29 protein-coding genes are annotated in these 24962 nt (G+C 36.6%); 28 read left to right on the top strand and 1 reads right to left on the bottom strand.

Annotation, left to right across the window (positions count from 1 at the left end; all coding sequences use genetic code 11):
* Positions 1-171: 171 nt before the first annotated feature.
* The 3 genes from MKY75_RS17210 to MKY75_RS17200 all read left to right on the top strand — a co-directional run bounded on the left by MKY75_RS17210 (position 172) and on the right by MKY75_RS17200 (position 3462).
* Complete coding sequence (locus MKY75_RS17210; protein WP_340886062.1) at positions 172-1047, top strand: hypothetical protein; 876 nt, start codon at positions 172-174, stop codon at positions 1045-1047.
* Between the two features lie 527 nt (positions 1048-1574).
* The gene (locus tag MKY75_RS17205) at positions 1575-2213 is read left to right on the top strand and encodes a hypothetical protein (RefSeq protein ID WP_340886059.1); all 639 of its coding nucleotides are present in this window, start codon (positions 1575-1577) and stop codon (positions 2211-2213) included.
* A gap of 175 nt (positions 2214-2388) precedes the next feature.
* Positions 2389-3462 carry a hypothetical protein gene (locus MKY75_RS17200; protein ID WP_340886058.1) on the top strand — a complete coding sequence of 358 codons (1074 nt, stop codon included), beginning with the start codon at positions 2389-2391 and terminating at the stop codon, positions 3460-3462.
* Between the two features lie 112 nt (positions 3463-3574).
* Here the strand turns inward: MKY75_RS17200 and MKY75_RS17195 are convergent, their stop codons facing one another.
* Positions 3575-3889 (bottom strand): hypothetical protein, encoded by a 315-nt coding sequence (locus tag MKY75_RS17195; RefSeq protein ID WP_340886057.1) that lies wholly within the window; start codon positions 3887-3889, stop codon positions 3575-3577.
* A 171-nt stretch (positions 3890-4060) separates the two neighbouring features.
* Here MKY75_RS17195 and MKY75_RS17190 point away from each other — a divergent pair, with 171 nt between their 5' ends.
* The 25 genes from MKY75_RS17190 to MKY75_RS17070 all read left to right on the top strand — a co-directional run bounded on the left by MKY75_RS17190 (position 4061) and on the right by MKY75_RS17070 (position 24827).
* On the top strand, positions 4061-4264 hold the full coding sequence (locus MKY75_RS17190) for a helix-turn-helix domain-containing protein (protein WP_340886056.1): 204 nt from the start codon (positions 4061-4063) through the stop codon (positions 4262-4264).
* Between the two features lie 145 nt (positions 4265-4409).
* Positions 4410-5324: a hypothetical protein gene (locus MKY75_RS17185; protein WP_340886055.1), complete on the top strand. Its 915-nt coding sequence runs from the start codon at positions 4410-4412 to the stop codon at positions 5322-5324.
* A gap of 186 nt (positions 5325-5510) precedes the next feature.
* Complete coding sequence (locus tag MKY75_RS17180) at positions 5511-6320, top strand: hypothetical protein (RefSeq protein WP_340886054.1); 810 nt, start codon at positions 5511-5513, stop codon at positions 6318-6320.
* Positions 6321-6467: 147 nt separating this feature from the next.
* Positions 6468-7169 (top strand): hypothetical protein, encoded by a 702-nt coding sequence (locus MKY75_RS17175; protein WP_340886052.1) that lies wholly within the window; start codon positions 6468-6470, stop codon positions 7167-7169.
* Positions 7170-7273: 104 nt separating this feature from the next.
* Positions 7274-8488, top strand: a complete 1215-nt coding sequence (locus tag MKY75_RS17170) for a hypothetical protein (RefSeq protein ID WP_340886050.1) — start codon at positions 7274-7276, stop codon at positions 8486-8488.
* A gap of 241 nt (positions 8489-8729) precedes the next feature.
* Positions 8730-9047 (top strand): hypothetical protein, encoded by a 318-nt coding sequence (locus MKY75_RS17165; RefSeq protein WP_340886048.1) that lies wholly within the window; start codon positions 8730-8732, stop codon positions 9045-9047.
* On the top strand, positions 9044-9241 hold the full coding sequence (locus MKY75_RS17160; protein WP_340886046.1) for a hypothetical protein: 198 nt from the start codon (positions 9044-9046) through the stop codon (positions 9239-9241). The genes MKY75_RS17165 and MKY75_RS17160 overlap by 4 nt, the downstream gene beginning before the upstream one ends.
* 89 nt (positions 9242-9330) lie before the next feature.
* The gene (locus tag MKY75_RS17155; protein WP_340886044.1) at positions 9331-9936 is read left to right on the top strand and encodes a class I SAM-dependent methyltransferase; all 606 of its coding nucleotides are present in this window, start codon (positions 9331-9333) and stop codon (positions 9934-9936) included.
* A 247-nt stretch (positions 9937-10183) separates the two neighbouring features.
* Positions 10184-10678 (top strand): hypothetical protein, encoded by a 495-nt coding sequence (locus MKY75_RS17150; protein ID WP_340886043.1) that lies wholly within the window; start codon positions 10184-10186, stop codon positions 10676-10678.
* A gap of 187 nt (positions 10679-10865) precedes the next feature.
* The gene (locus tag MKY75_RS17145) at positions 10866-11309 is read left to right on the top strand and encodes a hypothetical protein (protein WP_340886040.1); all 444 of its coding nucleotides are present in this window, start codon (positions 10866-10868) and stop codon (positions 11307-11309) included.
* On the top strand, positions 11306-11773 hold the full coding sequence (locus tag MKY75_RS17140) for a DUF2691 family protein (RefSeq protein WP_340886038.1): 468 nt from the start codon (positions 11306-11308) through the stop codon (positions 11771-11773). The genes MKY75_RS17145 and MKY75_RS17140 overlap by 4 nt, the downstream gene beginning before the upstream one ends.
* A 197-nt stretch (positions 11774-11970) precedes the next feature.
* A complete protein-coding gene (locus MKY75_RS17135; protein ID WP_340886036.1) occupies positions 11971-12966 on the top strand; it encodes a hypothetical protein in 996 nt (331 codons plus the stop codon).
* A gap of 180 nt (positions 12967-13146) precedes the next feature.
* The gene (locus MKY75_RS17130; RefSeq protein ID WP_013372320.1) at positions 13147-13959 is read left to right on the top strand and encodes a class I SAM-dependent methyltransferase; all 813 of its coding nucleotides are present in this window, start codon (positions 13147-13149) and stop codon (positions 13957-13959) included.
* A gap of 266 nt (positions 13960-14225) precedes the next feature.
* Positions 14226-14615, top strand: a complete 390-nt coding sequence (locus MKY75_RS17125; RefSeq protein WP_340886034.1) for a hypothetical protein — start codon at positions 14226-14228, stop codon at positions 14613-14615.
* A gap of 268 nt (positions 14616-14883) precedes the next feature.
* Complete coding sequence (locus MKY75_RS17120) at positions 14884-15318, top strand: hypothetical protein (RefSeq protein ID WP_016324600.1); 435 nt, start codon at positions 14884-14886, stop codon at positions 15316-15318.
* Between the two features lie 268 nt (positions 15319-15586).
* The gene (locus tag MKY75_RS17115; protein WP_340886032.1) at positions 15587-15982 is read left to right on the top strand and encodes a DUF2569 family protein; all 396 of its coding nucleotides are present in this window, start codon (positions 15587-15589) and stop codon (positions 15980-15982) included.
* A 270-nt stretch (positions 15983-16252) separates the two neighbouring features.
* The gene (locus tag MKY75_RS17110; RefSeq protein WP_209950159.1) at positions 16253-17614 is read left to right on the top strand and encodes a caspase family protein; all 1362 of its coding nucleotides are present in this window, start codon (positions 16253-16255) and stop codon (positions 17612-17614) included.
* A 293-nt stretch (positions 17615-17907) separates the two neighbouring features.
* Positions 17908-18546: a hypothetical protein gene (locus MKY75_RS17105; RefSeq protein ID WP_013372315.1), complete on the top strand. Its 639-nt coding sequence runs from the start codon at positions 17908-17910 to the stop codon at positions 18544-18546.
* Between the two features lie 179 nt (positions 18547-18725).
* Complete coding sequence (locus MKY75_RS17100) at positions 18726-18968, top strand: hypothetical protein (protein ID WP_013372314.1); 243 nt, start codon at positions 18726-18728, stop codon at positions 18966-18968.
* Complete coding sequence (locus MKY75_RS17095; RefSeq protein WP_013372313.1) at positions 18969-19346, top strand: retropepsin-like aspartic protease; 378 nt, start codon at positions 18969-18971, stop codon at positions 19344-19346.
* A gap of 251 nt (positions 19347-19597) precedes the next feature.
* On the top strand, positions 19598-19783 hold the full coding sequence (locus MKY75_RS17090) for a hypothetical protein (protein ID WP_340886031.1): 186 nt from the start codon (positions 19598-19600) through the stop codon (positions 19781-19783).
* A gap of 272 nt (positions 19784-20055) precedes the next feature.
* Positions 20056-21096: an ABC transporter substrate-binding protein gene (locus tag MKY75_RS17085; RefSeq protein WP_340886028.1), complete on the top strand. Its 1041-nt coding sequence runs from the start codon at positions 20056-20058 to the stop codon at positions 21094-21096.
* Position 21097: 1 nt separating this feature from the next.
* On the top strand, positions 21098-21874 hold the full coding sequence (locus tag MKY75_RS17080; RefSeq protein ID WP_340886025.1) for a (2Fe-2S)-binding protein: 777 nt from the start codon (positions 21098-21100) through the stop codon (positions 21872-21874).
* Between the two features lie 108 nt (positions 21875-21982).
* Entirely contained in the window at positions 21983-23704 is a 1722-nt protein-coding gene (locus MKY75_RS17075) for a helix-turn-helix domain-containing protein (protein WP_340886023.1), read from the top strand.
* A gap of 775 nt (positions 23705-24479) precedes the next feature.
* Positions 24480-24827 (top strand): hypothetical protein, encoded by a 348-nt coding sequence (locus tag MKY75_RS17070; protein ID WP_340886021.1) that lies wholly within the window; start codon positions 24480-24482, stop codon positions 24825-24827.
* The last annotated feature ends 135 nt before the right edge of the window (positions 24828-24962 follow it).

Below are 24962 nucleotides of genomic sequence, written 5' to 3'. Positions count from 1 at the left end.
CGGCTAACATAATATTCAAGCAGCGACTGTGTGAAGCCTTGGTCTGCAAGGTGGATTTCGAAGAGGTATTTCAGCAGACAACCCCTGATGGGGTTCATGAATACAGAAACGTTATCGGAAATTATCGCATAATAAAATAAATAACTTATAAAGAGAGAAGGAAAATAGTAAATGTATAAAAAACTCATAATACCAGCAATTATTCTTCTACTAGTTGTCCCTGTAGTAATTAATGCTCTAGTACAAATTCCAGCTATACCTTTTACATCAGTATTCGGAACAGGAAAGGATTGGTTTGGATTTTTCGGAAGTTATTTCGGTGGTGCTATAGGTGCTTTAGTAGCAGTATATATTGCACATAAACAGGTTGAATCTGCTAAGGAAGACTTTCAACAAAGACTTAATATTGAAAAACAAAAACAAATAAGGGGGGACGAGAAGCAACATAATCTGGTTAAACAAGAGAATCGAGTGTTCATCAATTATGAATGGGAATGGACAGAATGGAATCTTGAGAAATTTACTAATTTACATAAGGCTAAGATTATCTATACTTTTGACTATCAACAACGAGAATATTCGTTAAAGAAAGATAAGAAGAACATTACAACTTTTGCAAAACTATCGTTATGGGGAAATGCAAAGTTTATTCTCGACTGCAAAATAAAGATAACTGTTAAAGAATTCAAACCGGAATTGATTGTGAATAATTTAGTGGTACATAACGATCCTGCGTTCAATAATTATGAACTAAAAATTCATCTGCCGATAGTAACGAATGAAGACTTAATATTCATTCCAATTGTAAATTGCTACTTAAAATATGAGGAAAAAGAGAAGTACTATAATCATGATATATATGATGTTGAAAAATTTGAAATTGAGTACTTAACACCAGTCAATGAAAAAATAAGATATGTTTCTAATTACAGAGATGGTCAAGAAGTCTATTCAGTTATTAATAATGATGGTTCAGAAATACTAATTTTGGAGAGTAGTCTTCAAAATATTAGATGGAAAGTTCCTGGAATAAAAATTATTGAATAGTTTCAGTCTCTCAATGAGGGACAACAACAATCCGATAACAAAGTAACTACGCTGCGGGCTTCGTCCTTGGTTCTTAAGAAGTATAAAGCTTAGAAGTGGATTCGAGAAGAGGATGATAAGCTCGAAAAAACATATTACAATCGAAACATGTTGAAGTTCAAATCACATATTGATGAAGGAATTAAAAGGGAAAGAGACATAGTACAGATCAAAAGACATATACAGAATAAAGAAAGAGATCAAAAGACACAAAGATATATTGAAGATTAAAGAAATGAAGAGACATGTGAAAAATCAAGGGGCATTGGGAATAGCAAAGAGTATGAAGGAATGATAAAAGAAGAATGTGATAGATCATTCGAAGAAGGCAAGACCATCCGATAACATAATATTCAAGCTACGGCTCCTGACGGAGCCTGGGTCTGCAAGATGGATTTCGAAGAGGCATTTCAGCAGACAACCCCTTTGGGGTTCATGAATACAGAAACGTTAAGTGAAATAACTGAGAGAACAAGGAGTGATATTGAGTGACAGATAAGGAAATCTTTAATGAAGTAATTCAAGAAGGAGGGATGATAAATCCATACTTTGGACAAATATTAGAAAATGGAATTGATTTTGTGCCTTACATAGGAAAATTAGTTCAGACAGTTAAAATTAATCGGCTAATTCGCAGATTCAAAGACCATGACAAAAAAATTAATTTTATATCGCACCTTGCAGCAGATTCTGTATTATCATCCGAATATATCAGCCACAGGATTTTCCCAATTATCTTTTCGGATTTGTTTGAAGAACATGAAGATGCAAAAATAAATTTAATACTTAATGGCTTTGAAAATGTTTTTATTGAACAGAATAGTAATGAATCGGTGATAATTAACTTTTATGATATGCTAAGAAATTTAAGATACCTGGATCTGAAAAGATTATTTTATTTAGCAGGATTGACTGAAGAAACTATTACTTTTGTCCAAGAAAGTGACGTACATGGTTTGATACGAAATATAGATAGAAGACTAGAGAACAATGGATTACTAAATATAAAGAAAACATGGAAAGACATTGGTGATAGTGATTCAGATAAAGATAGAAAAGATGTTGAAATTTCATTGTACGGAAAGAAATTCTTGAAATTTATTCTTGAAGGGGATGGGCTACAGTAAATTCAATGAAGTCAGTTAATTCAGCTAACATAATATTCAAGCAGCGGCTCCGAAAGGAGCCTTGGTCTGATAGATGGATCTCAAGTAGGCATTTCAGCAGACAACCCCTTCGGGGTTCATGAATTCAGAAACGTTATCAGAAATCAAACACTAAATACAGCCTAAGGAGAAAAAAATGTTTGCAATTCTTAAACAAAAGCCAGATAAAATGACATTAAGGGCTTTAAAAGTAACGAGCGCTTCTATAGTATTTTTAGCTATACTATTTTTTATTGTGCTTGTATACGCAGGGTTATATGAAGTTGTCGATGCACTGGATGTAAAAGCATATTTTCGCTATGCGTCAGATGGAAAGTTTGAACAAGATGTGTATTTTAGAGAGGCGGAGGAAGCTAAAACCGAAATTCGTTCTAGCTTGAAAGTTTTGTTACCTGATGATTCTACACCTTCACGTATACAAGAGTATTTTAAATTGTTACTTCAAAATGAAACGCTCCTAAAAGAGAAAATGAACGAAAATAATAAATACATAGAATATTTGAAAAACAACAATGTAACAGTTGATGATGCTGTATTATACATGAAAAAAATAATTAACTTGGATGAAATATTTTTGTATGCGGCATCGTACGTAGGAATGCTGTTATTTATTCTTATTTTGTATTTTTTATATAAATGGAGAATAAGTATATTTATTCTTTCAGGCATACTCTATTTCATTTTGGTTGTAGATTCGTTTACGGCTGGCATCTTTTTAGATGCATTCTTCCCTGTGTTGCAAATTATATATAGTTATTCAGGTAAAGTTACAGGGAGTTTTTATTTACTATCTTATGATGATTATTTGAGATTATCAAAAAACTTTTTGCCAGCTACACGTGAAGCAGCACTGACTTTTATAATATTAGATACTGTTGTACAGTCGCTTAAAGACTCTAAAAAAAGAAGACGAAGTTCAAAGTTTTTAGTAGCATATTTAGAGCTTGAATTTACTTTACAATTTCTTAGTGGGATTAAGGGGAATTTAATAGTAACCAATCTTAAAACAGTTGATTTAGAAGAAATATATAATCTATGCAAAGAGAATAAATCAGATGAATTCGCAATGAAAGCAAAAGAAAAACTTGATGAATGGAGAAAAGTGACCAGAAATCAGAAAATGACAGTTTCTGAGCTATATGAAAGACTTTTGAACATCCACAAATATTTAAAAAAATCAAAGTATATCAGAGAAAATATTATCAGATAAATAAACAGGGACTTCCGATAACAGGAATATTCCCGCGGCGTTGCTGTACTCCTTGATCTGCCAGGAGGCAGATAATCTCTGGCGAGGTTCGGGAATAGCCTATACAACAGAATCAAAATGAAAAAGAGCCAGAAGGCTCACAGTCTAAAGATATATGTAATTTGTTATGCAGGTGAAGAGCGTCCTTAAAACCTTGCAAATAAATTTCACGTTCTAAAATAGCTTGAACAGAAAGCTCAGCATCGTCGTAAAGGAATAGGGTCTTCTGTATATTCTCCGGTACTCCCTCATGTAACTGCTTGAAGTAGAGATTCCGTTCGGATGAGAACTGGTTGTAGCTGGAGTTGTTTTTGATAAGCTCGCCATATAAAGATTCAATTCGAGTCTGAATCAGTGAATCAAGTAAGACTTCTAAAGAATTATGCATACTAAACACCATCCAATGCATTTGATTTTATGAATAAAAGTTCAACTTATTAAATATAATTTTATCATATCAAATAATTAAGTCAATACATGTTGAAGATGTTTTTGATAAAGGAAATATACTTTCATATAATTAAAGAAAAATTCACTTGATGTGTGAAAGGAATACCAGATGATTAGTTATAAACCTTTTCAAAAATTATTGATCGACAGGGAGATTAAGAAGCAGGATTTATTGAAAATGACAGGTATTTCGTCTGCTACAATGGCGAAACTCAATACGAACGAATATGTGGCATTAGAAGTGATTGATAAATTATGTGCGGCTTTAGGTTGTCAGCCAGGTGATTTATTGGAACATATAGCAGAACAATGAAAGATTAGAATCAAGAATGGATGTTGGTTAATCGAAGAAGTGATTCCATCGTATAACATAATATTCAAGCAGCGGCTCCTTTGGAGCCTTGGTCTGTGAGAAGGATTTCAGGGAAGCATTTCAGCAGACAACCCCTTCGGGGTTCATGAATACAGAAACGTTAGACGAAAGACTTGGAGGAATAAGATTGGCATATAAAGATAAAGATCTTAAAATACTTTGGGCATATTCTGGAGGCATTTGTGCTTTTCCTGAATGCAATGAAGAACTGATCGTTGAGTCGAGTAATGATATTATTGGACATATTTGTCACATCGTTGCGAAAAGCCCTATTGGCCCAAGAGGAGATAGTAACTATCCAAAAGATTTGTTAAATAGTCATGAAAATTTATTACTACTATGTCCTACTCATCATGCAAAAATTGATTCTGATAACACTTCTTATAGTGTTGATGATTTATTACAAATCAAATTAAATCATGAAACAAGTATAAGGGAAAAATTAAATGTTAATAAACCATGGAAATCAAATATTTCTCAGTTATATTACATAAATATTCCAAGGCTATCTATATTGGCAGGTCTTAATGGTTACGTAATGGATTTTGAATTTATGAACGGGATAAAGAATCTTCATTCTCTCCAAATTCATTTAGTGCCACTAATGTTAAGCATACGTGACTTAGTTGGAAAAATTAGCGTAGAGGCAACTCCATTACTGAACTTGAAAAATTTCAATCCAACAATTATTGGGAAAATTTATTCCTTTAAGGAAGAATTCAAATCAAAGAACATACCAGGCGCAGATGAGTATGAAGGAAAAGAGTATACTCTTTCGAATAAATTAGAAGCTCAACCATACATTTTTACAAAACGTGGTAGTTACAAATTTGTGTTGGTAATAGACCCTAAATGGATAACAACTTCAACTTCATTTTCTTCTTTTTATTATGGGGGATATTTTGCAGGTCTATGTTCAATTAAACACTATTTCCCAGAAGAAAAAACATATATTGCAACCCCTTTGTTTATAGGGCCACCAAAATGGGATTTGTTCTAGGTTGCTTTGTCACAGTATTTCAATTAAGCCAAGTCCATCGTCTAACAAAGTATTCAAGCTGCCGCTCCTATGGAGCCTTGTCTGCGAGTTGGATATCGAAGAGGAATTTCAGCAGACAACCCCTGACGGGATTCCTGAATACAGGAACGTTAGGCGAAAGTATTCAAAAGGTTAAGGTGATATGAAATGGAACTAGTAATAAATTCGATTAACAACGAAAAAATATCTATTTTAAAATTTGAGAGTCTCTCAACTACAGAAAAGGAAATTGTAAAAAGAAATTTAGTGTGCTTAGAGTGTAGGGTTCAAGCCTTTTATAGAAGAAAAACTAAGGATGGTAAACAAGCTTGCTTTTTTGCTAAACATGTAAGTGGTTGTAAGCAGGGAATGAGCAATCCTAGTAATGTCGATAATGCAATTAAAGAAGAAGTTAACAAAGTAAATGTCACATATAACGAGTTAATCCTGAGCTTAGACCAAAGCAATGATCCGTATGAGAAAAGAAATGAAGGTTTGATTTCAGTTGAAGCTGGGCAAAAAAAGAATTCTCGATCATATACAATTGATCCTTCAAAAAATAAGTCCTGTAAAATTACATTGAAAAAACTATTAAAGTATGCGATTCATAATCTTTTAGATGATATTGATATCCCAATAATTTTTGAAGGTAAAACATACAAAGATCCTTTTGATTTAATTATAGATTTTAAAAGTGCAGATCATTCACTCAAAGGAGAAAAAAGAATATTTTGGGGCGAAGTTAATTCAATCTCATCGAATAAACAATTTTTAAACTGTGGCGCATGGGATGGAAAAGGATATGAATTCTCTGTTTTATTAAGCGAGAGCATCTCTAATAGTTCCAAATTGAAAAAGATACTCTGGAATAATGGCGTTTATTGTATTTTTATAGCAACATTATACTTTAATAAAAATGATAAGCCTTATATTCGATTGAATGATATTAACTTAATGGCTTTAGAAACTAAACAATAATTCAAGAACGAATACCATCGCCTAACATAATATTCACGCTGCGGACATTCGTCCTTGGCCCGGCATTCGCCGGACATCCGACATACGTCGGGTCATGAATACAGGAACGTTAGGTGTAATTATTGTGAAAATGAAATGAGGGGCACTATGAAGTGGATCATATCTTTAGCTGGAGATGAAAAGGAACTTTATGAACTTTCAAAGTCACTCAATACCGAAAAGCTAACAATTTTCAAAGAAGAAGGTGAATATCGATTAAAGTCATCAGATATCTTCTCTACTGATGACTTTAAAAATGTTTCAGAAAAAGTAGAAAATCTAGTGAAGCTAATAGATGGTGCGACAAAGTTAGTGTTGGGAACACATAAGAGAATTACTGTATCGGATATTTATCTTCTAAATGAATATGGCGGACGTACCTTCTTTATGAGTGCGGAGCTTTCTGGTTCTGCGAGTATGAAGGCAATTCCGCAAATAATAAAAGCTGATGGAACAATTGAAATTTTTATTTCTAATCCTGCTAATTCTGTACCTGATTTGTTAGAGCTGTGTGAAAAAAACGAGGTAATTGATAAAGTAATAAAATTGATATCGTACGATGATGAAAGTTGGATAGGATTATATAAAATTTTTGAAGTAATAGCTAAAGAGGCTGATGTAAAATCTTTTTCTTCAATTTCTTCAGAGAGCCTTAAGAGATTTACTAGGACTGCTAACAGCTATAAAGCAATTGGAATGGAAGCAAGACATGCATTAGATTATGAACCTCCTAAAGAACCGATGTATATAACAGAAGCACAATCTTTAATTTATTTATTAGTAAACGAATGGATTAGACAGAAAAATTGATGCAATTATCCGAGGGAGGCAATAACTCCACCTAATATATTATTCACGCTACGGACACTCGTCCTTGGTCCGGCATTCGCCGGACACCCGACATGCGTCGGGTCGTGAATACAGGAACGTTAGATGAAACATCTGTAAACCAAAAGGATAGTGAGGTTAATCTTTTGAATTATACTATATTTTATTCTTGGCAATCTGATTTACCCAATAATTCAAATCGTTCATTTATTGAAGTTGCAATTAAGAAGGCAATAAAAAAAAGTAAAAACACTAGATATTCGATTTATTTAGATTACGACCGAGATACTCTCGGTGTAACTGGTTCTCCAGACATTAGCGAAACAATATTTAATAAAATCGATAAGACTGATATTTTTATATGTGATATATCAATAATTAATCAAGATTACGAAGGCAGAAAGACACCTAATCCTAATGTGTTGTTAGAATTAGGTTATGCAGCGAAGGTATTAGGATGGGAAAAAATAATATGTCTTTTTAATAAGAAATTCGGAAAGGTACTTGATGTTCCATTTGATCTAAATCACAAGCGTATATTATTTTACAACTCAGATGAATTAAATGAGAAAGAGAAAGTATCAAAGATAATTTCTCAAAGTATTTCTGAAATACATTCAAAGGGCATATTGTTTAATCCTATAAAGGACCACATTAAAGGAAAAGTAGATTTTTGTTTACTTGAAATACTAAAGCATATGACTTCATTCGTGTATGGGACTGTTTCAATGTCTGAATCACTAGCTAAAGTGACTGAGATACTAAATTTAACCGAATCAACATTAAATGAGAAACTACAAGAAGATAAAGAGATACTTGGTTTCTTTGTATATAATAATCTGAATCATGTAAGTGAAAAGTTAGATGATCTTTACACTATGATTACTACCTCTAATATTTATCCAGTTGAATGGGCTATAACAATTTTAAAATTTAGAGATTGGATAAGGAGTTATAAGTGGAGCATTTCATCGAGGAGTAATTTGAATATATTTCAAAACGTTAAGAAAATAGATAATAAGTACGATGTGGTCTCTGCATCTAAAAGGAACTCTTTAAACCCTATTAATTCATACATTCTTGTAAAGAAAGATGCTGAGGAGAAGTTTAGGGTAGTCAACAGAGCGATAATAAATATTGGTCAGAAAGAAGCTCTTTTATCTTTTCATAATATAAATTTCGATTCGAGGAATGAAATTTCTAAACGGATTTGGGATGTTATAACAATCAGTAATGAGTGGCTAGACAAGAATGGTAATGAGATTATCTTGGATCCTGATTACTATCATATTGGAGGTTAATGAGGGTAGATTCAAAGGTGACAGATGCATCATCTAACAATATATCTACGCTGCGGGCGTTGCCCTTGGTTCGCTAGAAGAGTAAGCAAGGAAGTGTATTCAGCTTACAACCCTGCGAGGCTAAGTCCGTCGGACCCGGCGCGTTCGCACCTTAAGCCTCTCGGGTTCGTAAATACAGGAACGTTATAGGAAACTTCTGCAATATGAAAAAACTTAAAAAGAATTAATGAGGGTGATTTTAATGCTCCGACCACAAAAGAAATTTTTAGAACCGTGGATACCTGAAACTTCAAAGACTTTTCTTGAAGAACTACATAAAGAAATATCCGAAAACCATATTCTTTATGGGGCTGATCTAGACATCATTGCTCGAAGAGAAGATAAAGACGAAGTATTATACCAATACAAAGCTAATCCAGATAAGTATGTACAAGTGCATCTAACATGGAAGATGGGTAAGGAAATAGACTCAAAGTGGCCAAAAACACGAGAATTTAACTCTTTTGATGACTGGGTAAATGAAGTAATGCTAATAGATAATAAAGAATATGAAGAATGAAGAATAGTAATTTAAGAAAAGTGATAGAAGATTATTTTAAGGGGGTTCCTAGGAAGGCAGAAGCATCCGATAACAATGTTTTCACACATCGGCGGACAAGCCGCCTCGGTCCCGGAACTAAAGTCGAAGAAGTGATTGCCGGGACACATCCGCACCGACTAACCGCATCGCGGCCGCTCACTACGTTCACTTAAGTCGGTGGAACGTCGTGAATACAGGAACGTTAGCAGAAATCCACGAAACAATAAAACTATAAAACCAAAAGACGAAGGAGACGATTGTTGTGGAGCTTTTCAGACAAGTACCACTGTATAGATTTTTAGCTTTATGTAATGAAAGCGGTATGGAAAGAACGGTATTGGACTGCGGGGCGGGAGGTGATTCCCCTCCATTAAGTCTATTTGTCCATTATGGATACCAAACTATTGGAATAGAAATGAATGTTGAACAGTTTCAAAAAGCGAATCGATTTGCAGAAATGAGAGGACAGAATTTAAATATACAACATGGTGATATGAGATCTTTATCATTTAGTGACGAGTCGATTAGTTTTGTGTATTCATATAACTCGGTGTTTCATATGAGAAAAGAAGATGTGAAACAATCAATCAATGAAATGAAACGGGTATTGAAACCCAATGGAGTATTATTTGTGAATTTCCTAACCGTTAAGGATTTTCGGGTTGGAGAAGGTGTTGATTTAGGAGATAACCAATATGAACAGATTGAAGACAATGAGCCAGTTATCCATTCGTATTATGATTACAATGAAGCTGATGCGATGTTTGATGATATGAAATTAATTTATAAAGAAGATCGAGTTTTGGAAAGAATCTATGAGGGCAAAAAAATACGACAAGGATTTATTGATTACATATTAAAGAAATGAATATATAAAGATTTATCGTATGTAATTCGAAGAGGTCGTGGACATCTGTTAACATCGCATTCAACGCTGCGTGGCGGGTCAAGTCCGCCACTTGGTCCGGAAGAGGCATTTCGGGGGAGTGAATTCACCGGACACATCCCACCGCCTAACTGCCGCAAGCGGCAGCCGGCCCTATACGGGCCTTAAGGCGCTGAGACGTCGTGAATGCGGGAACGTTAAGTGAAATTACCAAAGAGAGGGTAAGAACTTGATTCTAGATTACTTAAAAAAACACGCTGAGAAGGCATACCGAGAAATCACTAAAATAATAACTTCGCCAGTTTTTTTATTTTCAAATGATCCTAAGCTAATTGGCATTGAAGAAAGTCATAATTTTATTTATATTCATGGATTTAATAGGCTTATAAAGAAGGATAGAGTACCATCAGATAAATTATTAGAAGCGTTTTCTTTTCTTGAGAAAGAAGTAGAGTTATATCTTAAAAAGCATTATACAGATAAGGAATTTGTATTTCACTTAAGTGCCGACGCTCTGGCGCCGACATTTATAATTACATTAGCTTCTTACTATGAAGATACGAGTGTGGTAGAACAAAGTATACCACTATTTGAATTAATTGAATGGTACAAAGAAAACGCATGTTTTAATGGGCTACAAATAATTGAAAATAAAACAAATGATAAAAATATTGAGGCTGAGTCTGATTCAGTAAGGACATATGTAAAGATAATAAGGACTTAGATAGAATTTCAAAGAGGTCGGTAACTTCAACTTAACATAATATTCACGCTGCGGGCATGCGCCCTCGGTACGGCTGAGGGGTTTCTGGGAGGCAGGAACAGTCGGACACACCCAGCATTCGCTGGGTGTCGTGAATACAGAAACGTTCTGTGAAATCAGCTTAAATAAGAGAGGAAGAGTGAGATAGATGATTCAAAGCAGATATTTATTTGTATCTCGTGCAGGCAAAGTTATAAAGATCGCCCGACCTAAAGATCATAAGCATAAATCTGTTCCTCAATTAGCAGGTGAGGAAGTACTTGAAGTGATCTTATATTACAGGAATAAAGACAGGAAGCCGCATAAACTACTTATGGTGGAATTTGATAGATTCCATTTAGATTCGGACGGAAATTATAAACAGACAGAAGAAGATAGAAAAAGAGCTATTCATGATTTTCTTTCTTTTGGGATGGCTGATTTGCATGAAGAAATAGAAGTAGAAGATAAGCCACTACCTATACCTGTTGCGCCGATAATTCCGACGACTGCTGAGAAAAAATCATTATACGATTACATAAATGAGAAACTACCCAGTTTTTCAGATGATGCTCCTTATGTAGTGGAAAGTAAGAAGTGGGTGAATAAATGAATAGAGGCATAAGTTTTGAAATTCCAAATTCTTATGGAAACCATCTTGGAGAGATTTTAAAGCCAATAGATATAACTACTTTCAGTTGGTTTATTGGTGGAGAAGAGTCATATTTTATCGTTGATGATACTTTAGGGGGTAGTCTCTTTCCAGACATGGTTACTGGAACGGATGGAGAAGATCTTAAAAAGATTATTGATTACAACAAGTACTACTTAATATTTGCGAATTTAAAGGCGTATCCAAGAGGAGCAAATATAATAGATGTAATGTCATATGAAGAATATATTGCGAGTGAGTGTCAGATTATTCTTCTTGTGATTGATAGTGTGTACATAACAGTTTACTGCAAAGACCTTGAAAAACTTGAGGACTTATATGATCACATAAAGAGAAAGGGATATAAATCTCTGGAATATATAACTGATGAAAATGATACAAGGACAAGACTATCAGTTTGGTGATTAAAAACAAAAAATGATTGTTGTAAGTAGTTCAAGGAAGACGCTGAAATCCGATAACATAATATTCAAGTTGCGGCTCTAATGGAGCCTTGGTCTGCGGAATGAATTTCGGAGAGGCATTTCAGCAGACAACCTCGTTGAGGTTCATGAATATAGAAACGTTAGCAGAAATTGATGATGAGATTGGGAGATAATATATGTGGAATATAATAATAGATAAGGATTTGAATTATCCAATAGATGTAACATTCAATGGTTTGAAAGTTAATTACGTTCCTGTCAGTGATGATGTAATAGAAGTTAATTGTAACGATTGGCCCGAGTTTATTAACCAAGCCAACTCGGATTTTCCATCTAATATTGAAATAAGTATTTCAATGGATTTAACAGAGTTGAATACAATTTGTAGCATATTGTATGTTAGGCGAGAAAAAAATAAAAAGTATACCCGGTTGTTGTGTATGTATCCCAATGTAAATTGGAGCAGTAAGTGGAATGGTTCATTATTAGTTGGAAATATGGCTGAGCAGGCAGTGTACACGAATTTATTATTAGAAGATTATGATGCACAACCAAAATATAATGAAGACCCATATATCATTTACAATAGAAATCTAAAGGCTTCAGAAACGATTGAGGATCAATTGCTATTAGCATTAAAAGAAGTTAACTCAGCTGCGAGTCAGTCTGAGATTGCATTAGGCAATCTAGTGTGGAAGAAAGAATATGAAATTAATGAAAAGCTCTTTAGTATTGAGGTCGTTTTTCCACTGTTAAGAAGAATGGGGTTCCTTTCCGTAAGATATAATCACGGGAGTAAAGAATATGGAAAAGACTTTGTATTTTCTGAGATCACAAAATTTAATGTTGTTATTAATAATGCTATACAAGTTAAAGCTGGAAATATTAATGGTGGAGTAAAATCTCAGATTGATGAAATAATTGGTCAATTAGAAGATGCATTTTCTTTACCGTATAGAGAATTAGGATCCGAAGGTAATAAGTACATTAGTAATTTTTATGTGATTATAAGTGGTTTGTTTACAGAAAATGCAAAAGAAAAGATAATATATAAAATTCCAAAAGAATTAAAAGGATCAATTTTTTTTATTGATAGATATAAAATACTTGAATTGATAGATAAGTATTGGAATAATTATAGTGATTTGTACGAACATTCAATGAAGTTATAAACTTCTGCTAACATAATATTCAAGCAGCGGCTCCGCTGGTGCCTTGGTCTGCAAGGTGGATTTCGAAGAGGCATTTCAGCAGACAACCCCTCCAGGGTTCATGAATACAGAAACGTTATCGGAAATTAATGCAAATCTGAAATGCTCAAATATAAATATTTACTAAGAGAAGGTGCCTTCATGGACAAGAATTCATTAAATAGAAGAAGCATTATTGTTGACGGGGAAAATGGTGTCGGCAGCTCGGAAGACTTAAAAAAGAATGTTGTTCATAAAACAAACAGCCTATATTGGGATACCAAAGGCAATGACTTCTTAAAAGCAATCGTGCTCCCTTATTATGGAGCATTTATCTCAGAAGAAAATTGCCAGCTCTTTGGTGATATCTCAGGAAAAAAACTGCTGGAGATCGGCTGCGGAAATGGTCAATCCTTGCAATATCAAGGGGAACGAAACGCATCTGAACTATGGGCTGTGGATATTTCAGAAAGACAAATTGAAAAGGCAGCGCAACATTTGAAGTCATGTGGAATAGCAGCAAAATTGATATGTTCTCCCATGGAAGAAGAATGCGGCATCCCGACGGATTATTTTGACTATGTTTATTCAATTTATGCCATAGGTTGGACCACCGATCTTGAGGGTACCTTTCGACGAATATCTTCTTACCTTAAAAAAGACGGGCTATTTATTTTCAGTTGGTCTCACCCTATACACAGATGGGTTACTACAGAAAATGATAGGTTTGTAATTAATAAGAGTTACTTTAATGAAGGTTGGTATCCGGTAGCAGTTGATGAAGGTGAGCTATTGTTAGCGGACCGTATGCTGTCAACTTATGTAAACGCGCTTGCAAAAGCTGGGTTTGTAATTGAGCTAATGATTGAGGAATGTGATTATGAGTTTATGCAATTGCGGGATGATAACAGCGATATGGCAAAGAGAGCAAAAATGCTTCCAGTAACTTTTGTGATAAAGGCAAGAAAACTATAAGATATAAAAACAAAAGCGAAACTGACTCCAAGATTTTTAGAGGTTCGAGGAAGGTATTGACATCCGATAACAAAACATTCACGCTGCGGGTCGCTGTCGCACCCCTTGGTCCGCCTGAGGATTTTCAGGGAAAATTAACAGGCGGACAACCCTGCACTGCCTAACCGCATCGCGGCCGCTCCCGTTGGTCGCTTAAGGCAGTGAGGGTTCGTGAATGCCTGAACGTTATCTGCAATTTCTCAAATATATTTAGGGAGGGAGAAGTAATGAAAAATCATGATGATGAAAAATCTGCCTTAGAAGAAGCTGCCGTTAGCATCTTTGTAGATTTATATAATTTAAATCGCGAAGATCACTTAGAAGTAATAGAGAGACGTGAGCGTCCAGATTATATCTTAAAGAGCATAAAAGATGGATTAGTAGGTCTAGAAGTAACTCACCTATTCTACGATGCCGACGAAGCTAAAATGTTATTTGGAAGATCGGCTGAGGAAATGCATGGATTAGAAAATTCAGCCAGCTATATGCAGGTTCTTAATGAACTACTGAAACAGAAGGGAAAAAAGATAGAGAAGTATGATGCTGCATATCCAATAGCGCTTTTAATTAGGAACGCTTCTCCTATATTCGGAATGAGTGATTTTCTTAGAAATTAAAATGAGATATACAAGCCAGAAAAATACACTCATATTTGGTTTGTTTCAAAAGACGGAAATGATAATGAATGGTCGTTAAAAGACTTGCTTACTGTTTAGTCAAAGAAGTGAGAAACAGCAGATAACATAATATTCATGCATCGGACATTCGTCCTCGGTCCGGCATTCGCCGGATACTCGACATGCGTCGAGTCATGAATACAAGAACGTTATATGAAAGATCGGTAGACCTTTAAAAAGAGAAGAATTAGAAAAGGGGATAATAAAAATGGATGAAATTTACTTTTTAAGACATTACCTCTCGTCTCTCAGGTATCGATGTTCAAAAGCAATTCTAAATGCTCCAAGTAATTACCCGAATTATGAGCTCGGTAACGGTGTAAGAACTCCAATTGAAATTTTGGCACACATGTCTGATGTCATAAGATATGCCCAATCCGTTTTTGATAACCAAGTACAACTTAAGAAAGAATCAGGAAACTGGAATGACGAAGTACAGACATTTTTTAATGAGCTGCATAACTTAGACAATTTAATGAAATCAAATGGAATACCAAACAAAGATAGAATTATCGAAAAACTGATTCAAGGACCATTATCAGATGCAATGACACATGTTGGTCAATTGTCAATGATAAGAAGAATGGCTGGAGATTCAATACCTGGAGAGAATTTCTTTATTGCTGAAGTAAAGGTTGAATAGTTATTGATAGTAGTTCAAGCAGACCGATCCTTCAGATAACAAAATATTCACGCTTCGGGCCCTTCGGCCCTCGGTTCGCCCGATGAGGCAAAGCTGAAAGTGGATTCAGGCGAACACACCCCCACCACCCAACCGCGCTGCGGCCAGTCACCTCGTTCCTTTAAGGTGGTGGGGCGTCGTGAATACAACAACGTTATCTGAAACCAATGCTCAATGCAAATAAAAGACAAAAATTAAGGAGCCAATAATGCAATTATCTCAGAATAGTATGAGTGGAATTAAAGGCTGGCTGCTTTTCTTTGTGATCTATTCTTTTTATCTACTTATAAGTAATTTAATAGGTCTTTATTTCGAATTTTATATTTATATGTTAGTTGGAACAATTGGTTGGAATCTTGCTAGAACTATTTCTGTCGGAATATATTTATTTTCTGAAGTCTTAATTTTTGTTTCTCTAGTGCTTATATTGAAGAAGAAAAGGAAAGGACCAAATATAATAATTCAAATTGAAATAATCACTATAATATTTGGATTTTTAAACTTCATTCTCACAATTAACAAAATAGATGAACTCCCAAGTTTAATCTCTACAATTATTTTTGGATCAATATGGATTTTGTATTTTAAAAACTCAAAACGAGTCAAAGCAACATTTGAAAGTTAATCAAGAAGGCATTGGCATCAGATAACAAAATATTCATGCATCGGGCCATTCGGCCCTCGGTCCGGCAGAGACATTTTGGGGGAGTGGAAGCAGCCGGACAACCCTGCACTGGCTAAGTCCGTCGGACCCGGCGCGTTCGCTCCTTAAGCCAGTGAGGGTTCGTGAATACAAGAACGTTATCTGAAAGATCTGCCCCAGAGAGAGTGAAAGTATTATATTCGCAACGTCCTGTTGCTCGAAGAAATTATACAGATTCATGGGTGGTGTTTTATGAATTCAGGATTTCATGGGAATACATTCGCAGTAATAATAGCAGTGGAAAATTATCAATTTAGAATCAAGACAGTTGATTATGCGAGGAATGATGCAATAGCATTTCAACAATGGCTTATAAATAATCTTAAAGTACCTCAAGAAAATATTAAGCTTTGGCTTGATGTTGATGCGACAAAATCCGCGCTTAATGAAGAACTTCAATATGAGATATCAAATCTTACTGAAAGTGATCGATTTATTTTCTATTATGCTGGTCATGGATTTTATGATGGAGGATATAACAAAATAACAACGTGGGACACTCACCCAAATAATATACAAGAAACTACTGTTTCACTAAACCGAATATTAATGGAGCCACTAAGAAACTCAAGATGTAATCAATGTTTGATATTTATAGATGCATGTGCGAGTTATATTGATGAGCAATTAGTTAGCAGAGATTTTATTGCTGATATGAATACCAAAGAGTTTAGCGATTTTGTGCGATCAAGCAATTATAGAGCTATGTTTCTGTCATGTTCACGTGGAGAGAAATCATACGGTAGTCCAGAACTAGAACATGGAATATGGACACATTTTCTGATAAAGGCATTAAATGGAGAAGCCCCCGAAGCAGTTGAACGTGAACGATTTATTACTAGTACATCATTGCAGAATTATTTAGGCAAAATAGTTCCGGATTATATTAAATCTAGTACAGACATAAGAGGAACTCAAAAACCATGGGCCGAAGTCTCTAGCTCAAATACATTTATTATTTATGAAGTTTCAGGAGCTAATTCTGAAGTAAGTAATAATTATATTGATTTTATATTTATTCCTGAAAGGCTTATTATTGATTTTGAAAATGACTTGATAATTGCTCATCTTAGAGGTCTCGAGAATGATGGAAGACATTTTCCAATGTATGATTATGAAGGATTGAAAGAAATAGATGTAGAGGCGTATTGTATAAGGATTAGTAAGGTTAAGAATGAAATAAGAAAGATATTAGAAGAAATTATGGATTTTCTAATGGAGTACGAGTGGGAGGAAGAAGTTATATTTGAGAGAAGTGATGATAAATTCAACATTAGTGCATTTCTTTACGAAGATGACAAAACGAGAGAAATAACTGTTTCTCTGGGGCTATCCTTGAAAATTTCAGGCCTACACCCAATGGGTGATACAATATTTAATTCTGAATTCGACGTTGCTAATGATGAACTTAAAATATATACAGATTCTAGTGATTACAATGTAGAGGAAGTAGAGATTCAAGAAATCTTTTCGGATTGCTGGGATGAAATTAGAAGATATTTTTTGCTTGAAAAGGAAATTGAAAAAGAATTATTAAATGAAATTGACGAGTAAATAGATATTCAGTTGAAATATATTATAACATTAGTAATTAAATGTGGGTCGACGTCCTGTCTTAATTCGGAGATGTGGGGCAGATCCATCAGATAACAACATATTCACGCTGCGGCTCCTGGCGGAGCCTTGATCTGCCCGAGGCATTTCGAGGAAGTGAAGTCAGGCAGATAACCCTGCGAACCTAAGTCTGCAAGCGAACCCGCCCGGTCAAGCCGGCCTTAAGGTTCTCGGGTTCGAGAATACAAGAACGTTAAGTGAAATCACCTAAATACTAAATTGGAGTTGATCTTATGGAATTTTCTGAGGTGATTGATTTTCTAAGTAATGATAATAGTTATTGGAGTTCTCGTGGACATGAAGAAATAGATATACCATTTGATGTTACGCCTTCAGAATACTTGTCCTTTGCTGAATTTGATTTAGAATCGGGAACTGAAAAACACAGTTTAATAAATGCTCTCTCAAATGCAAAGAGATCTCTTGACTGCCAAATTGATTGTTTGATGATTGCATTCGGTTTTTTTGGAAATTCAAAAAAATGGAATGTACCTAAGAAGATAGAGACTTTAAAAAACTTAGGAATTATTGCTCCTAGAATATTAAATAAAATAAATTCTGTAAGGAATTTAGTTGAACATGAATTTGTTGTTCCAAATAAAGAACAAGTGTCAGACTTTATAGATATTGTTGCACTATTCAATGCAAGTACAGAAAAACATATTTTTAATTTCCCGGGAGATAGTCAAATAGAACACGATTTAATAAAAGAAGTTTTTCTAGATATCAAGTTTAAACGTAACCAAAGAAACATAAAAATAGAAGTAAGAGAGAAAGGTGTAACAGATAGACAGATATTTAATATTGATTCAAGTCATGATAATTATATAATTTTTATGAAACATTATATTGAGAATTTTTCTAAATCGTGACGAATATAACTCGAAGATAAGTGACTTTACTTAAACAATATACTCACGCACCGGGCTGTACCCTCGGTCCGGCAGAGGCCAGACATCCCAGCATTCGCTAGGGTCGTGAATACAGGAACGTTAAGTGAAATTCTAATTAAATGATATAATGTAACCATAAAAGGACAGGAGGGATTAATGTGAAGTGGCAAGAAGTACAACAAATCTTCCCGAATCAATTTGTAAAGTTTGAAATTCTTCATTTCGAAGAGACAGAAAATAAAGAAATCATAGATGACGTCGCTGTGATTGGTCCTGTAAGTGACGAAGAAGCAACAAGAGAGTTGTTGAATAGCCGAGACAAAACCTTGGTTTATCATACTTCTAAGGACCAGGTCATTGTGAAGGTTCGGAAGAATGTTGGTTTAAGGAGAAATCTATAAATGAAAATTGAGTATAGGGATGGGCTGTTGTTCACCGAAATAACAGTCCATTTTAATGGAGAAAAGAAAGTCATAAATAACATAGTTATTGACACAGGAGCAAGCCATACATTGATTTCACAGGATGAAGTAGATGATATTGGGATTCAGGTCGGGATGGATGACGAAATCATAACAAGTTACGGAATTGGAGGGAAAGAACACGCATTTTCCAAACGGATCAAGGGAATACAGGTAGGAGATTTTATTTTAAGAGATGTACTCATAGATTTTACTTCATTTAAATATCACAATATCAACGGATTATTGGGATTAGACATATTGGTAAAAGGCAAATTCAATGTAGATCTAGAGAACTTTAAACTCTCTCGTTCATAAAGCCATTAAATTTAAAAAGGTTATTCAAAAAAAAGTTGAACTTCACTTAACATAATATTCACACTATGTTTCCGATGAAACCTTGGTCTTCGGGATGAATTTCGGAGAGGAATTTCAGCAGACACCCCCTAACGGGTTCATAAATACAAGAACGTTATAGGAAATACTTGATAAAAGGAGAAAGCAAAATGTTTTAGAAATATCTGTGGATGAAAGGGTATTAAAGATAGATGTTTCACCGAAAATGGCTTATGAATCCAAAGGAACATTTTATGAGTTTCCACATTCAGAATTTAATGAAGAGTACCCACAAATTTATCATACAAACCTCTGTTGTAGTTTCAATGGAACAAATGGATATGGAATGTACATTGACGCAAGAAGTAGAAATCAATGAAAAGAAAAATATTCTTTTGAAGAAAATGAAGATCAAATAGTTGTTGCTAGATTAGAAATAACGGAACTCCCAAATGAATGGAAAGAAAAAATGGGAGATTCTTGGTTTTGTTGGCTTGATACATTAGACGATGATTATGCAGTAATTAGTAAAAGAGCTGATAGAATTGTAAATGAAGATATAGCGGTTTACATGTCGCATTAGTCCGGCTGAAATGTCGCAAAAGTACATGGTAACGCGATGTGGAGATATATTATACTCGCCTTATATTTCGATAATGAAAATCATTATCATACATAAGGAGGATTCACCATGAATAAAGGAACAAAGAGGCAAGCTGCCGGAAGCATGGCACATGCTAACCATAAATCACGATTTTTAATGGGCTGGATGCTGGCCCTTGTTCTTGTACTGACGGCTTGCGGTGCCGGAGCAGGTACAAATGGCGGCAATGAGTCTGCTACAACTCCAACGGACACGCCTTCGAATGGAGCGTCTCAGACTGCCGGAGCCTTCCCGGTTACGATCTCGCATATGAAGGGTCAGTATACGCTTAACGAGAAACCAAAGAAAATTGCTGTGCTTGATGTCAAATTTCTGGATCAATTGCTAGCCATTGGCGAACAGCCGGCAGGCAGTGTTATCGCTGAAGGCAATACCACATTTCCAGAATATTTAGGCGATAAGCCGGGTGACGTACAGGTTTTAGGTACACGGGACAAGCCCAATCTGGAAGCGATTGTAGCATTGGACCCAGATCTTATTTTAATGACTGATTTTCAAGAGAAAGAGTATGAACGTGTAAGCAAAATAGCACCCACAATCGTACTTGACTTCTACGAGGATTGGCGAGATACGTTAGCTACGGTGGCTGCGATTACAGGTAAGCAGGCAGAGGCAGAAACTGTGCGTAAGGCTTATGAGGACAAAATTGCAGGACTGAAGGAGAAGCTGTCGGAGAAGTTGGGTGAGGAAACGGTAGCACTTATTCGACCGAGAAAAGAAGGCATTCGTGTTCATGGTCTTGAGCATCGAACAGGCGGCATTCTGTATGAGGATTTGGGCTTAAAAATGCCTGCATTAGTCCAGAAGATCAAAGATGATACCTCCGTTGAAATCTCGATGGAGAAAGTTCCTGAGATTGGAGCAGATCATTATTTTGTTCTGTCTGATGAGTTGTTTGCGGCAGAGGCAGAGGCTTTGGATAGCAGCTCAGTATGGAAATCCCTTGATGCAGTCAAAAATAACCGTGCATATGATGTTAATTCTACACTTTGGATCGCTTATTATGGCCCACTTGCAATTAATATTATTGTAGATCAGGCATCGGAAGCACTGTTGGGATCGAATTAAAATGGACCATTATCTATCGACTGACTTATGGCAGCAAACGGTGGATGAACACTCGATTCGGCTTGGTGAGCCATCTGAAGATAATGTCCGTATTATTGCTTTGAGTCAACTACATGAAGAAGCTGCATGCCGAGAGTATTTAAGCTGGCTTCAAGAGTATATTGGTGCGCCTGACATGAGGGTAGCTGCTTCGATGTTAGCTAAGCGAATCGGCTACTTGTGGATTGCTCCGTTGCTGACCGCGATGACCGTTCATCATCAGCATGTTTCTTTTCGGCTAGACAACAGCTTTCTCTATCATCCGACGCTCACAGCTAATGAGGGGGGGACGCATTTTCCTTTTCTAGCTATGAACGGGCTTCGGGCAGAAGCACTAACTGGAGACAGGGAAGTGTGGCGGGAAAAGGTGGTAAAGGAGATGTTTGCGTTACACCTTGCACCGCTATTAAAGACGCTTGCTGCGATTGCTCCTCTTTCGATGAGTATCCTTTGGGAGAATATCATGATACGCATTGTCCCATTATATACTCCTGAAGTAGACAATGCTGAGCAAGAAAGTCAGCACATCCAGGCAGATTTTTCATATCTGACGCAAGGAGCGCCCGGGCATTTGTTCGGTGTAAAAAGAAATCCGTTCACCCGGTTCACAAAAAATAAGGACAGCATTTCAGTCGTGAAAAGCAAGCGTACCACCTGTTGTTTTTATTACCAGATGTCAGGGGAATATTGCAGAAAATGTCCGAAAATTGACAATGAGAATAAATCTCAATTAAAATGACAACAGCAACAATTTTACTTTGCTAACAGGTCTGGTTGTAGTTAATTGGTTAAGCCCAGTCATGCGAGTCACTCTAGCAAAGGATGCTATTGTCAGGAGATGAGAGAAATGCCACTACAAGAACAGACAAGTCTATGGAGTGATACAACGATCAAGATGCTTGACGAGTATAGCGGTACTTTGCAGACAGGCAGTGTTCTTCGCGAAACGGAATTAACTTCAAATGTGTTGTTGCTGGCATACGGAGGGGAAGGGGAGCTTGCAATGAATGGTGAGGTTTGCCACATTGGAGCTTCTTTTGCTGGTCATGTTGTTAAGGGAACATCCTTAACGCTGACGGCCAGATCAGACGACATTTATTATATCGTGATCATGTACAAGGCTTCTTCCATGGAGGGAGCCTCTCTTGTTTTGCCTTCATATCGAAAACATCCGTTGCGCACTTCATTTGTGCAAAATTCGGTAACCCAAGCAGAATGGATCGAGAATGCAGAAAAAATCGTTGCCAAATGGCGGCGTGGCGAAGGGATGGAACGTTTTCATGCCAATGCGTTGCTTCAGGGTATGATCTACGAACTGATCATGGATTACGAACGTGGTCAGGGAGGAGAAGCGTCTGACATGGTGGATGTTGTCGCTTCATATATAGCGTCGCATTATCGCCAGAATCTGGAGCTTAAAGAGCTGGCAGCCCTTGCTGGATGCAGCTTAAGACAGCTGCAGCGACGATTCAAACAAGAGAAGCAGCTCGGACTGACTGAGTATGTCATTCAGTTGCGCATGGAGAGTGCATCGCGGATGCTGCGTCATACGGATGCTCCCATCGGTGAAATTGCTGACAGAATGGGCTATCGCGACATGTATTATTTCAGTAGGGCGTTTAAGAAATATTATGGTGTCCCTCCGCTGCGTTATAGGCTTGATGCCGCTTCGAAAACAGATATAGACTATGCTCATTCCTTGCAGCGGAACCGCACAGCTTCTTCATATGAGTCGGCCCAAGGCTCGGTGATATGCCATATGCGAGGGGAATACTATGTTATCGGATCTCCGAAGCGTATCGCTGTACTCGATGTGCAATATGCCGATCATTTGCTTGCGCTGGGGCTCTCTCCAGCAGGTAGTGTAGGACTAGGCAATGCAGTGTTACATTTCCCTCAAACGATCAGGGCAGGACTTCAGAATACTGAATTACTCGGAACATATGAGTACCCCGACCTGCTTGCAGTGGAGCGACTGTCTCCGGATCTAATTATTTGCACCGAGGTACATGAGCCGCACTATGAACAGTTAAGCCGGATCGCTCCAGTTCTCATGTTTAAGCGCAATGAAAACTGGCAGACTATTCTGACTCTGTTCGGTGAACTGACAGGTAAACGAGAAGAGGCAAAGCGTATTATAACGGATTATCACCGACGAACCACATTGCTGTCCGAAGAACTTGCTCGTGTTCTGGCAGGCAAGAGCGTGGCACTGATCCGTCCGCTGGATTCTCTGGTTCGCGTGCATTCTGCCTCTCATCGTACAGGGGCTGTGCTGTACCATGATCTAGGTCTGCCTGTTCCGTTATTTGTGGCAGATACCTCCGACACGGCCTATCACATCTCAGTTGATAGACTACCGGCTGTACATGCCAGCCATTACTTCTTGCTTAGCCATGAACTCATGCAGGAGGGAATATCCGCGACAGAGCAACGTGTCTGGGGAATGCTTGATACCGTTGAGCGCCAGCACATACACTCGGTCGATGCCGCGACATGGATCGGCTGTTATGGACCCACAGGCATCAATGGCATTGTGGATCAGATCGCTCAGGCTTTGTTGGCTTGATGGGAGAAGAAGTTGCTACTTGTGCTCATAGAGATTTTAACAGGAACTAAAGACAGTTCATCTTTGCCTTATGTCATAGAGGGAAAGTTGAACTGTTTTTTTATGGCCAATCCATCAGATAACATCATATCCACGCATCGGAGCCTGGCGGTTCCTCGGTCCGGCAAAGAGGATTGCCAGGGAGGGGCAGGCGGACACATACGCACGGCGGCCGCTCATTTCGTTCGCATAAGTCAGAGGAACATCGTGAACACAGAAACGTTATATGCTAGAAATGATGGATAACAAGTAGAATAAAAGAAAAATGCAAGAAAATAAATGAGAACACTTGTTTGCATTCGCAAATACAGGTAAAATATAGATACAATTGACTCTTGGGTGGGTATGGTTTTCCTTCGAAAAGTGAGACCATGGAAGTAAAAGATGCGATGACTCTAATGTTACTATTGTGGACATCTATTCTTGCATTTTTAACATGCATCAATAATAACAATAGAAGGTAAAAAATCACCTAAAGGTTAAGAGCCGAAGGGGGAGGGGTTATTACCTGAGACTTAGAAGGGAATAGACCCTCCAAGCCAATTGCACTGACTAGATGTTGACCGTATTTGGTCTTTCATTAAGGGTGTACTAACAGATGAAAAAAGATGAATCAAAGAAAAAATTAGATAAGTGAAGTGAAAAGCAAGTTAGTAAGCAAACTCATATGCGAAATACTATGCAGCAATTTTAAAAATCTATTAAAACAAAAACCAGAAAATGAGGGATATGCCCAATGACATTACAGGACCTATTTAATGAAAAACCAACTCAATTGTGGAATAAAAGAATGGTTGAATACGGGGATGACCTTTTTACGGAAGAGAAATTATTAATGTCTGATAAAGTCCTGGATAACTATCTAAACCAATTAATATTATTACAAGAAACTAAACATCCTGAAAGTATTATGAAGGCTGTAGAAGAAATTGTAATTACGTTTAATGAATTGAATGATGCGAACGATTATTTTATTGAAACGATGGAGCGTGAAGAATTGGCTGAATTTATAGACAAGGCAGCAAGACTAGCTGGATTAGAAATTGAGGAACAAGATATTACAGAAGAATGGAGAGAATGGTGATGGTGAATTAAACAGGATTTCTAAGTAGATTCAATGAATTCATGGTACCTCTGTATAACATCACATCCAAGCATCGTCGCATTCGCTCCTCGGTTCGGCAGAAGTTGAGAAGCCATGAAGTAGAATCAGTCGAAC

The sequence above is a fragment of the Paenibacillus sp. FSL L8-0663 genome (assembly GCF_038008125.1).
In the GTDB taxonomy this organism is placed as follows: Bacteria; Bacillota; Bacilli; order Paenibacillales; family Paenibacillaceae; genus Paenibacillus; species Paenibacillus polymyxa_D.
The sequence above is the reverse complement of the archived record's forward strand: the minus strand, read 5'-3'. Positions and strand labels throughout refer to the sequence as shown.